9 protein-coding genes, 1 tRNA gene and 2 pseudogenes are annotated in these 16,980 nt (G+C 52.0%); 8 read left to right on the plus strand and 4 right to left on the minus strand.

Annotated elements, in window-relative coordinates; all coding sequences use genetic code 11:
• Positions 1–1,069 precede the first annotated feature (1,069 nt).
• Positions 1,070–2,155, plus strand: a complete 1,086-nt coding sequence (locus RG836_RS23720; RefSeq protein WP_310850039.1) for a hypothetical protein — start codon at positions 1,070–1,072, stop codon at positions 2,153–2,155.
• Between the two features lie 1,061 nt (positions 2,156–3,216).
• On the opposite strand, the gene RG836_RS23725 is transcribed toward RG836_RS23720, so the two are convergent.
• Positions 3,217–4,173: a hypothetical protein gene (locus tag RG836_RS23725; protein WP_310850040.1), complete on the minus strand. Its 957-nt coding sequence runs from the start codon at positions 4,171–4,173 to the stop codon at positions 3,217–3,219.
• A 345-nt stretch (positions 4,174–4,518) separates the two neighbouring features.
• On the opposite strand from RG836_RS23725, the gene RG836_RS23730 reads away from it, so the two are divergent.
• Positions 4,519–7,149: an AAA family ATPase gene (locus RG836_RS23730; RefSeq protein ID WP_310850043.1), complete on the plus strand. Its 2,631-nt coding sequence runs from the start codon at positions 4,519–4,521 to the stop codon at positions 7,147–7,149.
• Positions 7,150–7,233: 84 nt separating this feature from the next.
• On the plus strand, positions 7,234–9,843 hold the full coding sequence (locus RG836_RS23735; protein ID WP_310850044.1) for an HD domain-containing protein: 2,610 nt from the start codon (positions 7,234–7,236) through the stop codon (positions 9,841–9,843).
• A gap of 121 nt (positions 9,844–9,964) precedes the next feature.
• On the opposite strand, the pseudogene RG836_RS23740 reads toward RG836_RS23735, so the two are convergent.
• From RG836_RS23740 to RG836_RS23750, 3 genes and pseudogenes are all read right to left on the minus strand, one after another.
• A pseudogene (locus RG836_RS23740) lies at positions 9,965–10,591 on the minus strand (chromosome segregation protein SMC); the annotation flags it as partial.
• Positions 10,592–10,617: 26 nt separating this feature from the next.
• A pseudogene (locus RG836_RS23745) lies at positions 10,618–11,091 on the minus strand (DUF927 domain-containing protein); the annotation flags it as partial.
• A gap of 223 nt (positions 11,092–11,314) precedes the next feature.
• Positions 11,315–11,399 (minus strand) — tRNA-Leu (locus tag RG836_RS23750).
• Between the two features lie 108 nt (positions 11,400–11,507).
• On the opposite strand from RG836_RS23750, the gene queA reads away from it, so the two are divergent.
• The 5 genes from queA to secF all read left to right on the plus strand — a co-directional run bounded on the left by queA (position 11,508) and on the right by secF (position 16,924).
• The gene (queA, locus tag RG836_RS23755; protein ID WP_310850046.1) at positions 11,508–12,557 is read left to right on the plus strand and encodes a tRNA preQ1(34) S-adenosylmethionine ribosyltransferase-isomerase QueA; all 1,050 of its coding nucleotides are present in this window, start codon (positions 11,508–11,510) and stop codon (positions 12,555–12,557) included.
• 14 nt (positions 12,558–12,571) lie between these two features.
• Entirely contained in the window at positions 12,572–13,687 is a 1,116-nt protein-coding gene (gene tgt / locus RG836_RS23760) for a tRNA guanosine(34) transglycosylase Tgt (RefSeq protein WP_310850327.1), read from the plus strand.
• Positions 13,688–13,730: 43 nt separating this feature from the next.
• Positions 13,731–14,069: a preprotein translocase subunit YajC gene (gene yajC, locus RG836_RS23765; protein WP_310850047.1), complete on the plus strand. Its 339-nt coding sequence runs from the start codon at positions 13,731–13,733 to the stop codon at positions 14,067–14,069.
• A gap of 62 nt (positions 14,070–14,131) precedes the next feature.
• On the plus strand, positions 14,132–16,000 hold the full coding sequence (gene secD / locus RG836_RS23770) for a protein translocase subunit SecD (protein ID WP_310850049.1): 1,869 nt from the start codon (positions 14,132–14,134) through the stop codon (positions 15,998–16,000).
• A gap of 9 nt (positions 16,001–16,009) precedes the next feature.
• Positions 16,010–16,924, plus strand: coding sequence for a protein translocase subunit SecF (secF, locus tag RG836_RS23775; protein WP_310850050.1), 915 nt, complete (start codon positions 16,010–16,012; stop codon positions 16,922–16,924).
• Positions 16,925–16,980: the final 56 nt, after the last annotated feature.

Below are 16,980 nucleotides of genomic sequence, written 5' to 3' on the forward strand. Positions count from 1 at the left end.
AGAACGAACGGGACGACCCAAGGCTCGGGCACAGGAAGAATCTGCATTAGCTGACGTTGTCGGACATGACCGTCGTGATGCCGTGTGAAGATGCACGAGTACATCACTCTTCGAAGGCCATCGAGCTGTAGGCATCCTTGCTCATTGCCCTGGTGATGAATTCGATAGGGGATGACCAAATCCTCGTCACCTACTCTGACCACAATGCCTGAGTGTGTTGCTTGGCTTGTGTTGCCTAATATCTGATACAAGCTTTTAGCCCTGAACGTGAGATCAGAGGGGAAGGCGGTTGTGATTGAGCCCATAGGCATTCTAAAGTTGGATGCTGGGTTGGATGGCATTCGTATTCTCGGCAGTCAGGACTATGCGCTGTGCATCCATCCATCCTACAGAAATCAACGTGTTCATTTTTTTTGAATTAGTAGCGCAGTGGGCTTCACCGCCGACGGCCAACTCGAAATGGTATGCGCATCTCCGTACGTCCGCGCAACTGACATGGTCTTTGAGAACCTAAGGTGTTCTCAGGAATGGCGTCGGAACTTACGACATCGTAGGCCTAGAGCCAAGCACAACCAAATCCCAGAAACTAAAAAACCGGCTCAATCGGCCGGTTTTTCCGTGTCTGAAAATGGGTAGAAGCTTTGAGTTGTTGCTGATTGGTGCCCGAGGGAGACTTTACTAATCCAGTAAACTCAAGGCCTCCAAAGAGGTTTGCTATCTAGGGATACAAGGAGGGATACATGATCGCGCTCGCTGGACAAGTGTGAAGAGTCTGTAGGGCACTATGCAAACCCTTCGAAGGCCGATTCGGGTGGGCACCTGGTTAGGCCAGGGCTTTTAAGGGGCGTCGAGAATGTGTGTCGGGGCCGATTTTGAGATTTTGACAACAGCCGTAGCTTTGCTAGGACGTTTTTAGGTGGGATATTGACGTCTTTCAAAAGGCGTGAAGCACCCAAGCAATGCGGCCTTGGGATCTGATTTCATTGAGCTGCTTGATAGTATCTGGCTTAGTGACTGGGATATTTTGCAGTAGTTCGGTGAACGTCTAACCTAAACAAGGAGAAATGGCATGGATTGGCTACCGGTTTTGAGAGAGCTGCACTTATATGGTGGTGGACGTGTTCTTAATGGGATGGATCAAAAGGCGGATCTCAGTCCCAATGCGATGAATGGAAAATCCGCAAGCTTCAATGTTAAAAGCTTTAAAAGTTTTTATAGTGACGTAAAAGGGTTAGGGCTGCAGATCGTCGGGTGTGATTTTTTCCATACGGAAGATCAAGCGAAGAGTTTCGCCCCTCCAGAGTGGAGGTCTATAAACCCTGCAGCCTCCCCACTGTGGCTTTGTACGGAGCAAGGGCACAATTGGTCTTTCATAGCAAACTCCGCATTTTTACAAAAAGATGGGCTGTTTTACGATATAGCTTCCCGTATTTCCCACCAGATAAGAACTTGTGAGTGGAGGCTTCGACAACTATCTGAAGCATACTCTGATCAGTTGAATGGTCGTTTACTCTCGAAAAAATTTACACCCAATGACCGTTTTCTTGATGGTTATACCTCATTGTGTTATTTGGCTCTGCAGTCATTTCTGGTAGATGCCTGCACCCTAAGAGATTATCTTTCGGAATTTTATTATGAGGCAATGATAAGAAAGGAGGATCCCTCTGCTGCAAAAATTACCGCTTTAGCTGGCTTGTTAAAGGTTTGGAAATCTCAGCCTCCCCAGGATAAAGCAGGTAAAGAGCTGAGAGCTTCATCTCTGCCAGACAATTGGCTCTACGAGCTTGGAGCGTATCGCGATTTAGTGGTACATGTCGCGCCTTTAGCAAACGCATCAAAAACTTTATTGGTATTTACAAAGATAATAGAGATTCAGGGCGGGCTATTGCCAGCAATACAGGTGCCTATTCCCCTGAAACCAGCACAGGTTAAGAATAGCCGTACTACCGGGCAGTATTTTGAGGATCCCGATTTGAATTTTGCGCGGGGTCTAAACTTTATTAAAGATATGGAGTCTGCTCGGGATGCACTTGAGTATGCGCATATCTCTATGCAGCAGCTCGGTGCGCTTTGTAATTCAATTGCTGGCATATCCCCCTTTGCTCCCGAAGTGCCGATCATCACGCCGATAGACATGAAGGTTACAAAGAGGTGAGAAGATAATCATTGAGTCTCAGATGGGACAACTTTCGTGATTGGGTTCAGAACTGGGCGTCAAGAGACGGCTTAAGGTCGTGATGCGGACAGTTGGTGGTTTTCTGATATAGCTGTTTCTCGACAGCTCTGCCCACAAGGTTGCTCTTCCTCCCTCAGTTTTGCGAAGAAGTAGCGAGAGTGGGAGATTCTGCCGGGGCCTCTGAGGAGTTCTGACCGATACGGGGTCGGAAACCCGCGACATCGTGTCAGCGACAGGCTATGCAGCTTACTGAAATTTCAAACGTTGAAATTGAAAGGATCTTGAAGAAAAAGGGGCATCGTTACCGTGTCGGTAATGATGCTCCTTTGTGTTGCTGATAACGCACGTTTGGCGTTGGTCAACCGAGTCAACTCCGTCAACCTGTCAACTAACTTAAAAAATCCAACCGCTAAAACGAACGCGCGGGTTCTCTGTCCCGTACCAATCGCAATTATCCAGGGTCCCCGACGACCTCCACAGCCATAGGGCAAATGCACAGGTGAACCGCAGTTCACCAAGTTCACCTGTTCACTAAGCTGGGCACCTTTCCGCTAACAAGATCGGGCGGCTCGCCCCGTGTCGAGGTGAGTTCTTCAGGGGCCCCGGCACATTTCAGTTGCCTGTTAACCGATTTTTTGGTGGGGAACGCCCTAATCGAACGCTCAGCCGGGCAGCGCAGAAAAAGTGCCAGCAATCCTGGTTCGCGCGCTGATGGCAAATTCTGTAGTGGGGTGTGGGGTGTCTATACAAGGTTTTCTCAGAATCAGTGTAACAGGTGCAACAGGTGTAACGAGATACTCTAACTCGTTGAATATGTTGGTTTATTATCGGTCACACCTTTTTTTTACACTGTGCTACACCACATTTGCAAAGAGTGTCTCGTGTGACAATTTGAGTGCTTTGGACCCCAGTCAAAAAATTAAGCAGTCGACACCTACGTCCTAGAATGTAGTCATTCCTGTGCTTAGGTTGCACGCCCGTCCGTTCTAAAAATGGACGGTGGATTCAACCAACACCAACCGCCCGAATTATAGGAAAATTCAGTGCTCGCTTTCTGGAAAGGCTTTGTCATGCTCTGTTATTACAGCCTCATATCGACCTATGTTGGCTTGGATGAACGTGTCACCTGAATTTATCAATAGCTGGCGCCATTCTAGGGGTAAGTTCTCTAGACCTACCCCCTTGCCTTGCCATTTTGAGAACGCTTGACACAACGTGGCTAGGGTAAGTAAACGGAGCCATAGGACGGGTTTTTGTTGGGGCGAAAATCCCGTGAATAGCCTCGGAAGCGGTGCTAGTAGCTTTTGATTACTCTCATTGGATACGTATTGGTTGTACTCGTCGAAGCGCATTACTCGTTCGCCAGTCTGAGAGTCAGCTACCACTAAGCGTGAGGCGATCGCGCTGAGCGTATCGTAAAAAATGTGCTGATTCTGGTTGTTCCAGTCGTTGGCTGGATGATCCAGTGAAACCCGATCACTAGATAAGCAAGAGAACGCCAGCTTTTTGAAACGAAGAAGTGTTGGAAAAAAAGGATCTACGGCAAAATCCGCGTAAGCAATCTGTCGCTCGATTAGCTCAAGAACTGCAAACATTCTTAACAAGCGATAAGACGTGCTTCGGCCGAAGTAACCATCAAGGGAGGTGTCGAATACATACCTAGTATCACCGAGTCGCGCCACGCGGTTGGAAAACTCGTTTGCTGCTAGGAGTAGCTGAAATCGCAATGGGCCGACTGCCGCATATAGCCTTTTTTTTGCTTCAACGCGATATTGCCTTTCGGCCGCTTTCTCTCCCAAAAGGTCTTCAACCTCTATTCGAAGTTTCGCATCCAATTCCGCCTTGTAGCTAGTGAATCGACGCTGAATGTCAGCGTCGTGATCCTTCAATGCCCTGGAAAGACGATGCTCGACTAGACGCTCTGTCAGCCAGCGAGCAAGTGCGACACTGATCAAGCCCGTCCCGGCTAAGCTGGTTAGAAATGTTGATATATCCACGGATTGCTTCCTTGTATTTGCGATGAGCGTCTAAAGCCGTCTCTGATGAACTCGTTTTTTAGTTGAACAGGTAGGTGATCTTTTGGTAAAGGCATTTCGAATGCTGCTTCGGTCGCCGTCGCTCAGTGAACGGTCCGCCACAGGTATTTCCATTGATCTCTTGGAGGATATCTGACCCTCGTCCTAAGAGGGCTAACAAATGCACCGGCTTCCGTCTTGTTGAGGTGCGGTTAATTTGTAACCGGTATGATTTTTGCCCGGTTCTACGGTTCGCTAGCACCGAATAAGTAGCATCGTACGGCGTGTAGCCAGCTATAGTCGAATGATTGGCCATGAGGATCAGGGATGAGTAGCTATCAGCAATACCGAAGATTTATGGCATGGCTTTCGCAGGAGCATGTGCTTGTGGAGCCCGATGTCTGCAGGTTAGTGAATATTGTAGATGCCAATTTTGAAGATATTGCCCAAACCACCTCTGCTGCACGGAGTCGTTCTGTACTCGTAGCTCGTTTGTTGACGCAGAGATTTACTAATGCTTCGGCTAACCTTCCCAATATTCAAGTTCAAGAAGAAAAAAATGCCATTACTTGGACACGGATAGTCCATTTGACGGTAGGACCATTTCGAGGATTTCGCTACTCGGAACCGTTTGATCTAGATCATAAGGTAGTTCTCTTCTACGGGCCTAATGGTTCTGGGAAGACCAGTTTGTGTGAAGCAATCGAGCAAGCGCTATTGGGTTCTGTTGATGAATCAAAAGTAAACCGCTTGGGTGAGGATTATCTCAAAAACCTACATGAGCAAGCATTCGTAAAACCCGTATTACTTGTTAAGGGCAAGGATAAAAAAACTTATCAAGTTACTCCTGATGCGGACCTTTACCGTTTCTGTTTCATTGAAAAAAATCGAATAGACGCATTTTCTAGGATTGCTGCGCGTACACCCGGTCAGAGGAAGGATCTTATTGCGGCTTTATTTGGTATAGAGGACTTCACTGACTTTGTAGGGAATTTCAACGACACAGATGTTTTGGAGCGACTACTCCAGCCACCTACAACGAAAAGAGATTTACTTACCCGAGCACAAGAAACAAATGAAACGGACCAAAAAACTTTGATGGGTGAGGCTGCAGATTTGACGCTGCGCGATATTGAAGAGGCTCAGGTAGCGTCGGATTACCAACAGGGCATGACTTATAATGACGCTTTAGTTCTTCTAGGTACCTCCGAACTTCCAGGCAGGCTCCAAGAGCTAACTGATGAGTTGTTAGCCGTTCCGGCGATAGTCGTCGGAGTGACCGTTAAAGGCATGCAGGATGGAATGCAAACTTTAAAGCAGGCTTACGCAGTATCAAAATCTTTGGATAGAGTCCGGCAGGAAAGATCCACCGATATTTCATACAAAAGTCTTTATGAAGCTGTACGTAATCTTAAATCTTTAGGGTTGGATCATTGTCCGGCCTGCGACACACCTTTAGAAGTAGTGACTGCAAATCCTTTTAAGAAAGCTGGCGCGGTGTTTGACTCGCTAATTGAGTTGGTAGAGTTGGAGGAAAAAATAATTGAAAGTAAAGCGGACTGGAAATTAATATCAGAAGCTTTATTTTCAATGCTGTCTACGATTGCAATGCAATCTTATGATCATAGGTCTGAGTTGGAGAAAGTGATCGCGGACATTGATATTACTACGATATCTGCATGGTGGAAGCCCTTGCTTGCCGAGATCAGATTGGGATCGCAACCGTCTTGGGACGTTTTTTTGGCCGAAGCCAAGCGCATAGAAGCTATGGATGCTCAAATCTGTAACCGTGCTGAGCAGCGTGACGCCGATAGGCGAGAGTTAGTTCGTCTAACCCAGCTGAAGCAGCTTGCAACTGAGTTGAGCTTTATGCGACGCCAGGTGCAAGAAAATGCGGCAGGTGCCCGAGAGCGAATAGCGGCGTTCGAATGCACGAATGCGGCAATAATTGCTGAAGCTGCCGATGAGGCAGTAGAGGCTGAAAACGTCCAAAGGCATTTAAAGGCGTATGAGACGTTCCGCTCTGTTTTAAGAAAATACTGTAGTGCTTTACCCGGGGAGCTAGTTGCTAACCTAAATATAATAGTTTCGGAGTTGTACAATAATTTTAATCAGGATGATTTAAAAGAAGATCTCTTGGAGGAAATTCGGCTTCCTACGACTGAAGGTGACCGAATTGAGATATCGTTTAAAACCGAACCTGAACAGTTTGTTGATGCCTTGCATGTTCTTAGTGAAGGTCATATTAGGTGTTTGGGTCTAGCTATTTTGCTTGGTAAGAATATTCAGCAGGGTGTGCCTATGGTTCTTTTTGATGATGCAGTTAACGCCATCGATCACGACCATCGACGGGGAATTCGTGAGACTCTATTCCGGCATCCTTCTCTTGAAAATAAGCAAATCGTGTTGACTTGTCATAGTGATGATTTCATTACTGCGATACAAAATCTCTTGCCTAAAAATGAGCAAGCACAACTCTACGTTTTCAGACCACACGAAGGGGCTCGTCATCCGAATATTTTAAGAAAAACTGGCTCTAGACACTACTTGGAGCAAGCTAACATCGCTTTCGCTGAAGGGCGAATTGCTTCGTGCCTTCAGTATTGTCGACAAGCTTTAGAATTGCTAAATCTTAAAATCTGGTCGTGGCTTTTCTCTCATAACCAAGGTGTATTAACTCTTCAGCTGTATTCTGCAAACTCCACTCCCGGTAGTAGAAATGTAACGGATGCACTTCGCATAAAGCTTGAAGTTGTTACGTTTGCTCCTTCTGAAAAAGAAGTGCTATTGGCTGGGTTGAGAAAGCTTTTGAATATCTCCGAATTCAATCTTGTTTGGAAATATCTTAACAAGGGTACTCATGTTGAAGGTGACAGAGATGATTTTGAGCTGCCGACTGTTGCTCTTGCATTGGAAGTGATAGGTGAGTTAAGCGAGTTGAAATTAAAGAAGGGGTGATGCGAACTTTGTTAGAAGCTTTTTTTTGTGTTGTGTTTGGCGCGATTTTTAATATTTTTCAATTTATATTAGAGGAATAACTAAATGGTAGCTCCATCTGACTTTCGACTTACGTGGTTGTGGCGCCATGCTTTCGTTAATCCGCTACCAGATGTGACTGTTGTTGAGCAGGAGTATTTTCGGGATCGCTTCCTATCAATGCGGGATAAAGCCGCTGTTCTCGTCTCGCAAATCTCATCGGCTATACCAGGGTTAACCGTTCATGACATAACCCACTTGGATGCGCTATGGGAGACAGCTTCGCTAGTCTCGGAAGGTGCAATCACGGTCAGTCCAGCCGAAGCCTTCGTATTTGGAGCCAGTATTCTGCTTCACGATTCTGCGATGAGTTTGGCGGCCTATCCGGGAGGCTTGGACCAACTGAAGCAGACAGTTGCCTGGAAGGATACCGTCACGACGCTGCTCGGGGATTCGGAACACGGACCAGACACAGTAGAGCAACCGCCTAAAGAAATTATTGAGCGAGCAGTACCCGAAGTATTAAGACAATTACACGCTCAGCAAGCAGAAGCTCTAGCCAAGCAAGGCTGGCCATCAGCCAATGGTGACATCGTCTATCTCATTGATGATTCTGAATTGCGTTTTTTCTACGGCGAAACTATAGGGCAAATAGCACATAGCCATTGGTGGTCGGTTTCACGAGTAGGGCAAGATCTTGCTGAAAACCTCGGAGCATTTCCTAGCAGAACAAAGAGTCAAATCGATCGAGTAAAACTGGCATGTTTGCTCCGTATTGCGGATGCACTTCATCTTGATCAACGACGGGCACCGAGGTTCATGCGAGCACTGACGAATCCACGTGGTTTTTCCGCACTGCACTGGACGTTTCAAGAGCGTCTTGCCGTGCCGCATATAGAACATGAAGCGGTGGTTTTTACAGCTGGGGCTCCGTTCACGATAGCTGATGCCGATGCTTGGTGGCTCGCTTATGACACAATTTCGGCTGTAAACCGTGAACTGCAAGACGTAGATTTGTTGATGCAAAACAGAGGGAAGGGACTTTTTTTTCGAGCTCGGCGAGTCAAAGGCGCGGGGAGCCCGGAAAGCCTTTCGCGGACGATCCAAACGCGAGGGTGGCGTCCTATTGATACCCAGCTTCGGGTATCTGATATCCCAAAAGTGGTCGAGACATTGGGCGGGGCAAAACTTTATGGTGATGACCCAACAGTTGTTTTGCGTGAGCTCATACAGAATAGCGCTGATGCTATTCAAGCGCGGCGCTGCTATCAGCAAGGGCGCCGTGAGGATTGGGGTAGCATTAAGGTTTCGTTAACCGAAGATTCAGTTGGTCACTGGTTATCTGTAGAAGATAACGGAGTAGGTATGTCTGAGGTTATATTAACGGGCCCGTTAATTGATTTTGGCACATCATTTTGGAGTTCGTCTCTTGTTACTCAGGAGTTTCCGGGGCTAGTGTCAAAAGGGATGAATGCTATAGGCAGGTATGGAATAGGTTTCTTTTCAGTATTTATGATAGGTAAAGTAGTTCGAGTTGTTTCTCGGCGGCTTGATCAGTCAGAGGATTCTGCGCGTGTATTAGAATTTCGCGATGGAACTGCTTCTCGACCAATACTATCTCCAGCTGAGCGAGGTCAAGCACCAATTGACGGTGGAACGCGTATCGAAATTTTGTTGAAAAATAATCCCAGGAACGAAGGAGGATTATTGTATGTAAATAAAAATGGAACAAAAAATCTATCTCTAAAGCAACTTGTGGCATCTCTCGCTCCTAGTCTTTCTGTCTCTATTGATGTAGAAGAAGCGGGGGTGGCCGTGGAAGCAGTTAGGTCGGGTGACTGGTTAAATCTTACGGATGATGAGCTGCTTGCTAGACTAAGTCCTTTAGGGCGGCCTGAAAATGGTAAGGATCGTAGACTTCGCGCTCAATCAACGATACGTCCTATGTTTGATAACGAGAATAAGCCAGTGGGGCGTGCTTATATTCGCCCTGACAGCTTCTTTACAGTAGATGGTGGATGGGTAACTATTGGAGGGCTGAGAGCTTCGCGCCTTTCCAATATTCAAGGTGTTTTACTCGGCGAAACTATCACTGCTGATCGTAACTCGGCACTGCCAAAGGTTTCTGAAGAGAATCTTGCGTTGTGGGCGACCGAGCAAGCGTTGATCGTGTGCCAATCAAAGTCTGATGAACTCATAAAGGCAAAGTGTGCAGAAGTAGTCTTAGAGTGTGGTGGAGATGTGGGGGAATTACCCATTGCATGCTGGGGGCAAGACGACTGGCTTACTTCGAGTGAGTTGCGAAAGCAAATTTCTGATATTGAAGAGTTAGTAATTAACTTTGATGGCGAATTTTCATATGATGAGGACCTGGATGATGTGCATCCGAAACAGTTTCGGAGTGGATTCGAGATAGAATATGATGTCATGACAGTTCCAAAGCATAACGGATCAATTCTCAGTATTGGACAAAAGCATTGGCCTAAATCAGGTGAAGGCCGTTCCTATTGGAAGAGTTCAAATTTAGCGAATAAGGTACGATCCATTGTGAATGAAGTTTGGGGTGAAGATACTGACGAATATTCAGAAAGTAGGAAGGTTGGGACAGTGGAAGGCGAATCGATTACTCGAGAGGTAACTATTTTTGCGCGTGTGTGGCCTGACCCGGAAGAATAACTTTGGTGTTTTAAGGGTTAATACTGATGAGATAACGCCTAATTTCGAATTTCCGTATCCTCAAAGTATAAAAAGCCGACTCATGTCGGCTTTTTCGGGTGGAGATTTACAATGCCGAACGCTACATGGCTAGCACGTCTTGCACACGGTATTGACCGGCGCGGTCCGCCAAGTCTCCCCACCTCCAGCTGCCAAAGTTTTCACCCTGCTCAAGGATATCGAGCTTAAACAGCGATACCGGATCCCGCTGGATCATGCGAGTCGCGGCATAGAGCCTGCCGCCTACATCGAGTAGAGCCCGGGCGGCCTCATTCCACTTTTCTTCTAACGCGTCGTGCGCGAGATGCAGGGCTTGGTTTTCTATTTTCTTGTGTTCTTCCTGAGCCTCAGTGATGTGCTGGTCAACGATGGTGAGCTCCTGCTCCAGGGCAGTGATAATCAGCTGCTGACGACGATGTTGTTCAGTAGCAGATGAGAGGTTTTTGGCCGCCTTCTGGGCATCGGTGTTCGCAGCTTTTTCGCCTTCTACATCGCCCCAGGCCACGGCTTGTGCGTAAGCTGTGGCCGCCTCGGTCTCGGCCCGCCGTGCACTAGCAATATCCTCCTGAGCTTGCTTGCGGATCTCCTCTAGGCGAGTGTTGAGGCTGTCGCGTTTCGCGTTCAGTTCCAGCTCATCCGCTGTCCAGTTCGCCATGTCGGCAATGTAATCCGCCATCAGGCTTTCTCGGTCGGCCAAAGCCTCCCGACGAGCCTATTTCATATCCACCGTATGGGCATGCGTACTTCCATACCGGCTTTCAGCTCCTTGTTGGCTTCGGCCATGTGCTGCGCTAACGTCTTTTCACCGGTCGAGAGAAACAGCAAGCGCCACTCCTGCACCTGTCGGCCGGCTTGTCCGCGATCATTGGCGCGAGCCTTGCCGGTGCCGTTGCCGAGCATGTAGACCGTTTCGCCAATGATGCGCGGGTCGCACATGCCGATTTCATCTAAATCCAGAAGGTCGTCGGATTGCGCGGCGGCGATAGATTCCAGCGCGTTATCGGTCGAGCGACACGAACGCACTAGACGCGGCCCGCCGTAGACCGAGGTCGCAACTTGCAGGTGAGTGGTCTTGCCGCCCGAGCTATCTCCTTAGAGGTGAAAGCCGCCCGACTCATGTCCAATTAGGTGCAGCACCAGACCGGCAAACGCCACGCTGGCCACAAACGCCAAGCGATAGTTGCCGATGCACAGAGCACCTATCTGATCTTAAGGAAAATTTTAAGAGGGGAAGGGAGAGCCGACTGAACACTCATGCAGGTCCTTCATGCGAACCGAGCTAAATCGTGGGGCTCAACATCAGCCCTCAATCAGCAGCTTGTCCACAACAACAAAACCCCGCACAACCAAATCCCAGCCACAAAAAAACCGGCTCAATCGGCCGGTTTTTCCGCGTCTGAAAACCTGGTAGAAGCTTTCAGTTGTTGCTGTTTGGTGCCCCGAGGGAGACTCGAACTCCCACTCCTTTCGAAAACGGATTTTGAATCCGCCGCGTCTACCAATTCCGCCATCAGGGCTCAATGGCGGCGAAGTATAGAGAGGTGATTACCGTCGGTCAATCACGTTTCATGGAGAATTTTGACTATTTCCGCTAGACTTCCGGCCCCTGCTAGACGAACCCCATCATGCGCGTTGCTGACTTTACTTTCGAACTCCCTGATTCGCTGATTGCTCGCCACCCTTTGGCTGAGCGTCGCGGTAGCCGCCTGTTGACCCTGGATGGGGTCAGCGGCGCTCTGGCACACCGTCAATTCACTGATTTGCTTGAGCATTTGCGCCCGGGCGATTTGATGGTGTTTAACAATACCCGGGTGATTCCGGCCCGTTTGTTCGGCCAGAAAGCCAGCGGCGGCAAGCTGGAAATTCTGGTGGAGCGGGTGCTCGACAGTCACCGCGTGCTGGCCCATGTGCGCTCCAGCAAGTCGCCGAAACCGGGATCGAAGATCCTCATTGACGGCGGTGGCGAAGCCGAGATGCTGGCGCGGCATGATGCGTTGTTCGAGCTGGGTTTTGCCGAGGAAGTCTTGCCGCTGCTCGACCGTGTCGGGCACATGCCGTTGCCTCCTTATATAGACCGCCCGGATGAAGGCGCGGACCGCGAGCGTTATCAGACCGTGTACGCCGAGCGCCTGGGCGCGGTGGCGGCGCCGACGGCGGGGCTGCATTTCGATCAGCCGTTGCTGGAGGCGATTGCCGCCAAAGGCGTCGAGACGGCGTTCGTGACCTTGCACGTGGGCGCGGGCACTTTTCAGCCGGTGCGGGTCGAGAAAATTGAAGATCACCACATGCACAGCGAGTGGCTGGAAGTCGGCCAGGATGTGGTCGATGCCGTCGCCGCGTGCCGGGCGCGCGGTGGTCGGGTGGTGGCGGTGGGGACCACCAGTGTGCGTTCCCTGGAAAGCGCCGCGCGCGATGGCATGCTCAAGCCGTTCAGTGGCGATACTGACATCTTTATTTTCCCCGGCCGGCCGTTCCATGTGGTCGATGCGCTGGTCACCAACTTCCATTTGCCGGAATCCACGCTCTTGATGCTGGTGTCGGCGTTTGCCGGTTATCCCGAAACCATGGCTGCCTATAAGGCTGCGGTGGAGCATGAATACCGCTTTTTCAGCTACGGTGATGCGATGTTCATCACCCGTAACCCCGCGCCACGCGGACCCGAGGATCAAGTATGAGTCGCACCAGTCGTATGTCGTTCGAGTTGTTGGCTACTGACGGCAAGGCGCGTCGCGGTCGGCTGACTTTCCCCCGTGGCACGGTCGAGACCCCGGCGTTCATGCCGGTGGGCACCTATGGCACGGTCAAGGGCATGCTGCCGCGCGACATTGTGGCCACGGGCGCGGAAATCATCCTTGGCAACACCTTCCACCTGTGGCTGCGCCCGGGCACCGAAGTGATCAAGAAGCACGGCGACCTGCACGATTTCATGCAGTGGAAAGGCCCGATTCTGACTGACTCCGGCGGCTTCCAGGTGTTCAGCCTCGGCGCCATGCGCAAGATCAAGGAGGAGGGCGTGACCTTCGCCTCGCCGGTCGATGGCGCCAAGGTGTTCATGGGGCCGGAAGAGTCGATGCAGGTCCAGCGTGACCTGGGCTCGGACATCGTGATGATCTTCGACGAATGCACCCCGTACCCGGCCGACGAAGATGTGGCGCGGGTGTCGATGGAGTTGTCGTTGCGCTGGGCCAAGCGTTCCAAGCAAGCCCATGGCGACAACACCGCCGCGCTGTTCGGCATCGTCCAGGGCGGCATGCACCAGGATTTGCGCATGCGTTCGCTCGAAGGCCTTGACCAGATTGGCTTCGATGGCCTGGCCATTGGTGGTCTGTCGGTGGGCGAGCCGAAGCACGAGATGATCAAGGTGCTGGATTACCTGCCGGGCCAGATGCCGGCTGACAAACCTCGTTACCTTATGGGCGTTGGCAAACCGGAAGATCTGGTTGAGGGTGTGCGCCGCGGGGTGGACATGTTCGATTGCGTGATGCCAACCCGTAATGCCCGCAATGGGCATCTGTTCATCGATACCGGCGTGCTGAAGATCCGTAACGCGTTCCATCGCCATGATGATTCGCCGCTCGATCCGACCTGTGATTGCTACACCTGCCAGAACTTCTCCCGTGCTTATCTGCACCATTTGGACAAGTGCGGCGAAATGCTGGGTAGCATGTTGAATACCATCCACAATTTGCGCCATTACCAGGTGCTTATGGCTGGTTTGCGCGAGGCTATTCAACAGGGTACATTGGCCGCCTTTGTCGATGCCTTCTACGCCAAACGCGGGTTGCCTGTTCCGCCTTTGGACTGAGTTTTCTGACCCCAAGATTCAACATTTGCAACTGGAGTGCTAAATGAGCTTTTTTATCTCTAATGCCATGGCCGACGCTGCCGCACCGGCTGCCGCAGGCCCAATGGGTGGCGGTTTCGAGTGGATTTTCCTGGTCGGTTTCCTGGTCATCTTCTACCTGATGATCTGGCGTCCACAGGCCAAACGCGCCAAAGAGCAGAAGAACCTGCTGGGTAGCTTGCAGAAAGGCGACGAAGTTGTGACCACTGGCGGTATCGCCGGCAAGATCACCAAAGTTGCGGACGATTTCGTTGTTCTCGAAGTTTCTGACTCGGTTGAGCTGAAGTTCCAGAAAGGCGCTATCGCTGCCACGCTGCCAAAAGGCACGCTGAAAGCGATCTAAGTTTCATCTTTTACCAATCGACGGGGCGCGCAAGGCGCCCCGCGTCATAAGCGGGCGGCGTGATGCTGAACAAATACCCTCTGTGGAAATACGTACTGATCCTGGCGGTGCTGGCGATCGGTTTTATTTATTCCGCTCCCAATTTATACCCTGATGACCCGGCCATTCAGGTCAGCGGCGCAAGCACTGCGTTGCAGGTCACCCAGGCTGATCTGGACCGTGTGAGCAAGGTGCTCAACGACGCCGGGATCAAGGTCAAGGCCGCCACGCTGTCGGCCAACAGCAAGGGCGGTTTGTTGCGCCTGGTCAAGGCAGAAGATCAACTGCCGGCCAAGGACGTGGTACGCAAGGCATTGGGTGACGACTACGTCGTTGCACTGAACCTGGCCCAGACCACCCCGCAATGGCTGCGCAGCCTCGGCGCGCATCCGATGAAGCTGGGTCTGGACTTGTCCGGTGGTGTGCACTTCCTGCTGGAAGTGGACATGGACAAAGCCCTCGATGCTCGCCTGAAAGTCTACGAAGGCGACGTCAAGAGCCTGCTGCGTAAAGAGAAGCTGCGCTATCGCAGCCTGCCGCAGCTCAATGGTGCCATTCAGTTGGGCTTCAGCGATGAAGCGACCCGCGAACAGGCCCGCGCGCTGGTTCGCAAGAGTTTCACCGATTTCGACATTGTTCCCGCCGACCTCAATGGTCAGCCGGTGCTGCGTCTGGCGATGACCCCGGCCAAGCTGGCGGAAATCCGCGAATACTCCATCAAGCAGAACTTGACCACGGTCCGTAACCGCGTCAACGAGCTGGGTGTGGCCGAGCCGATCGTTCAGCGTCAGGGCGCCAACCGCATCGTGGTTGAATTGCCAGGCGTACAAGACACCGCAGAAGCCAAGCGTATCCTCGGCAAGACCGCCAACCTGGAGTTCCGCCTCGCCGCGGAGCCGGGCGCGTCGAAAGCCACGTCCGAAAGCTTCGAGTTCCGCGAGGGCAATCGCCCTGCCGCGCAAATCGAGCGCGGTCTGATCATCACCGGTGACCAGGTAACCGACGCCAAGGCTGGCTTCGGCGAGCACGGTTCGCCGGAAGTGAACATCCGCCTGGACGGCCACGGTGGCGAACTGATGAGCCGCGCTACGCGCAGCAACGTCGGTCGCAGCATGGCGGTGATCTTCATCGAGCAACGTCCGGTCACCACGTACACCAAGCAAGTGGTCGACGGCGTCGAAAAAGACGTTGCGGTGCAGACGTTCAAGGAAGAGAAGAAAATCATCAGCCTGGCGACCATTCAGTCGCCGCTGGGTGCGCAGTTCCGTATCACCGGCCTGAACGGCCAGGGCGAATCGTCCGAGCTGGCCCTGCTGTTGCGTGCCGGTGGTCTGGCGGCGCCGATGTACTTCGCTGAAGAGCGCACCATTGGCCCGAGCCTGGGTGCCGACAACATCACCAAAGGTATCGACGCCTCGCTGTGGGGCATGCTGTTTGTCTCGCTGTTCATCATCGCCATCTATCGCTTCTTCGGCATCATCGCCACCGTCGCGCTGGCGGTGAACATGGTGCTGCTGCTGGCCTTGATGTCGCTGCTGGGGGCTACGCTGACCCTGCCGGGTATCGCCGGTATCGTGTTGACCATGGGCATGGCGGTCGACGCCAACGTGCTGATCTTCTCGCGGATACGTGAAGAGATCGCCGCGGGCATGACCGTGCAGCGAGCGATCAACGAAGGCTTCGGCCGCGCATTCACTGCGATTCTCGACGCCAACTTGACCACCTTGCTGGTCGGCGGGATTCTCTTTGCAATGGGCACCGGCCCGGTCAAGGGCTTCGCAGTGACCATGTCCCTCGGGGTCTTGACCTCGATGTTCACGGCCATCATGGTCACCCGCGCGATGGTCAATCTGATCTTCGGCGGTCGTGACTTCAAGAAGTTGTGGATCTAAGGGGCTGCCATGTTACGTACAATCAATTTCATGGGCGTCCGCAACGTTGCGTTCGGCGTCACGGTACTGCTCACGCTTCTGGCGTTGTTCAGCTGGTTCCACAAGGGCCTCAACTACGGCCTGGACTTCACCGGCGGTACGCTCATCGAGCTGACCTACGAGCGTCCGGCCGATGTGACCAAGGTGCGTAGCCAACTGGTGACCGCCGGTTACCACGAAGCCATCGTGCAGAGTTTTGGCGCAACCACCGATTTGCTGGTGCGCATGCCCGGCGAAGACCCGCAACTGGGTCACCAAGTGGCTGAAGCGCTGCAGAAGGTCGGTGGCGACAACCCGGCAGTGATCAAGCGCGTCGAGTTCGTGGGCCCGCAGGTAGGTGAAGAACTGCGCGACCAGGGCGGCCTCGGCATGCTGATGGCGCTGGGCGGCATCCTGATCTACCTGGCGTTCCGCTTTCAGTGGAAGTTTGCGGTCGGCGCCATTGTGTCGCTGATCCACGACGTGATCGTGACCGTGGGGATCCTGTCGTTCTTCCAGATCACCTTCGACCTGACGGTGCTGGCGGCGGTGCTGGCGATCATCGGTTACTCGCTCAACGACACCATCGTGGTGTTCGACCGGGTGCGTGAGAACTTCCGCGTGCTGCGCAAGGCGACGCTGATCGAGAACATCAACATCTCGACCACGCAAACCCTGCTGCGCACCGTGGCGACGTCGGTGTCCACCTTGCTGGCGATCGCGGCGCTGCTGTTCTTCGGCGGCGACAACCTGTTCGGTTTCTCGCTGGCGCTGCTGGTGGGTGTGTTGGCGGGTACGTACTCGTCGATCTACATCGCCAACGTGGTGCTGATCTGGCTGAACCTGAGCACCGAGGATCTGATTCCTCCGGCGGCGACCGAGAAGGAAGTCGACGACCGTCCATAACGGCCATCGCTTTTCCAGCTGTCTGCCGAAAAAGGCGCGAGTTGAACTCGCGCCTT

The organism is Pseudomonas rhizozeae (assembly GCF_031583775.1).
Taxonomy (GTDB): Bacteria; Pseudomonadota; Gammaproteobacteria; order Pseudomonadales; family Pseudomonadaceae; genus Aquipseudomonas.

Bases quoted from the DNA above. Each gene is read 5' to 3' on its own strand.
- RG836_RS23720 (WP_310850039.1), top strand. From the start codon at position 1,070: ATGGATTGGCTACCGGTTTTGAGAGAGCTGCACTTATATGGTGGTGGA.
- RG836_RS23730 (WP_310850043.1), top strand. From the start codon at position 4,519: ATGAGTAGCTATCAGCAATACCGAAGATTTATGGCATGGCTTTCGCAG.
- RG836_RS23735 (WP_310850044.1), top strand. From the start codon at position 7,234: ATGGTAGCTCCATCTGACTTTCGACTTACGTGGTTGTGGCGCCATGCT.
- queA (WP_310850046.1), top strand. From the start codon at position 11,508: ATGCGCGTTGCTGACTTTACTTTCGAACTCCCTGATTCGCTGATTGCT.
- tgt (WP_310850327.1), top strand. From the start codon at position 12,572: ATGTCGTTCGAGTTGTTGGCTACTGACGGCAAGGCGCGTCGCGGTCGG.
- yajC (WP_310850047.1), top strand. From the start codon at position 13,731: ATGAGCTTTTTTATCTCTAATGCCATGGCCGACGCTGCCGCACCGGCT.
- secD (WP_310850049.1), top strand. From the start codon at position 14,132: ATGCTGAACAAATACCCTCTGTGGAAATACGTACTGATCCTGGCGGTG.
- secF (WP_310850050.1), top strand. From the start codon at position 16,010: ATGTTACGTACAATCAATTTCATGGGCGTCCGCAACGTTGCGTTCGGC.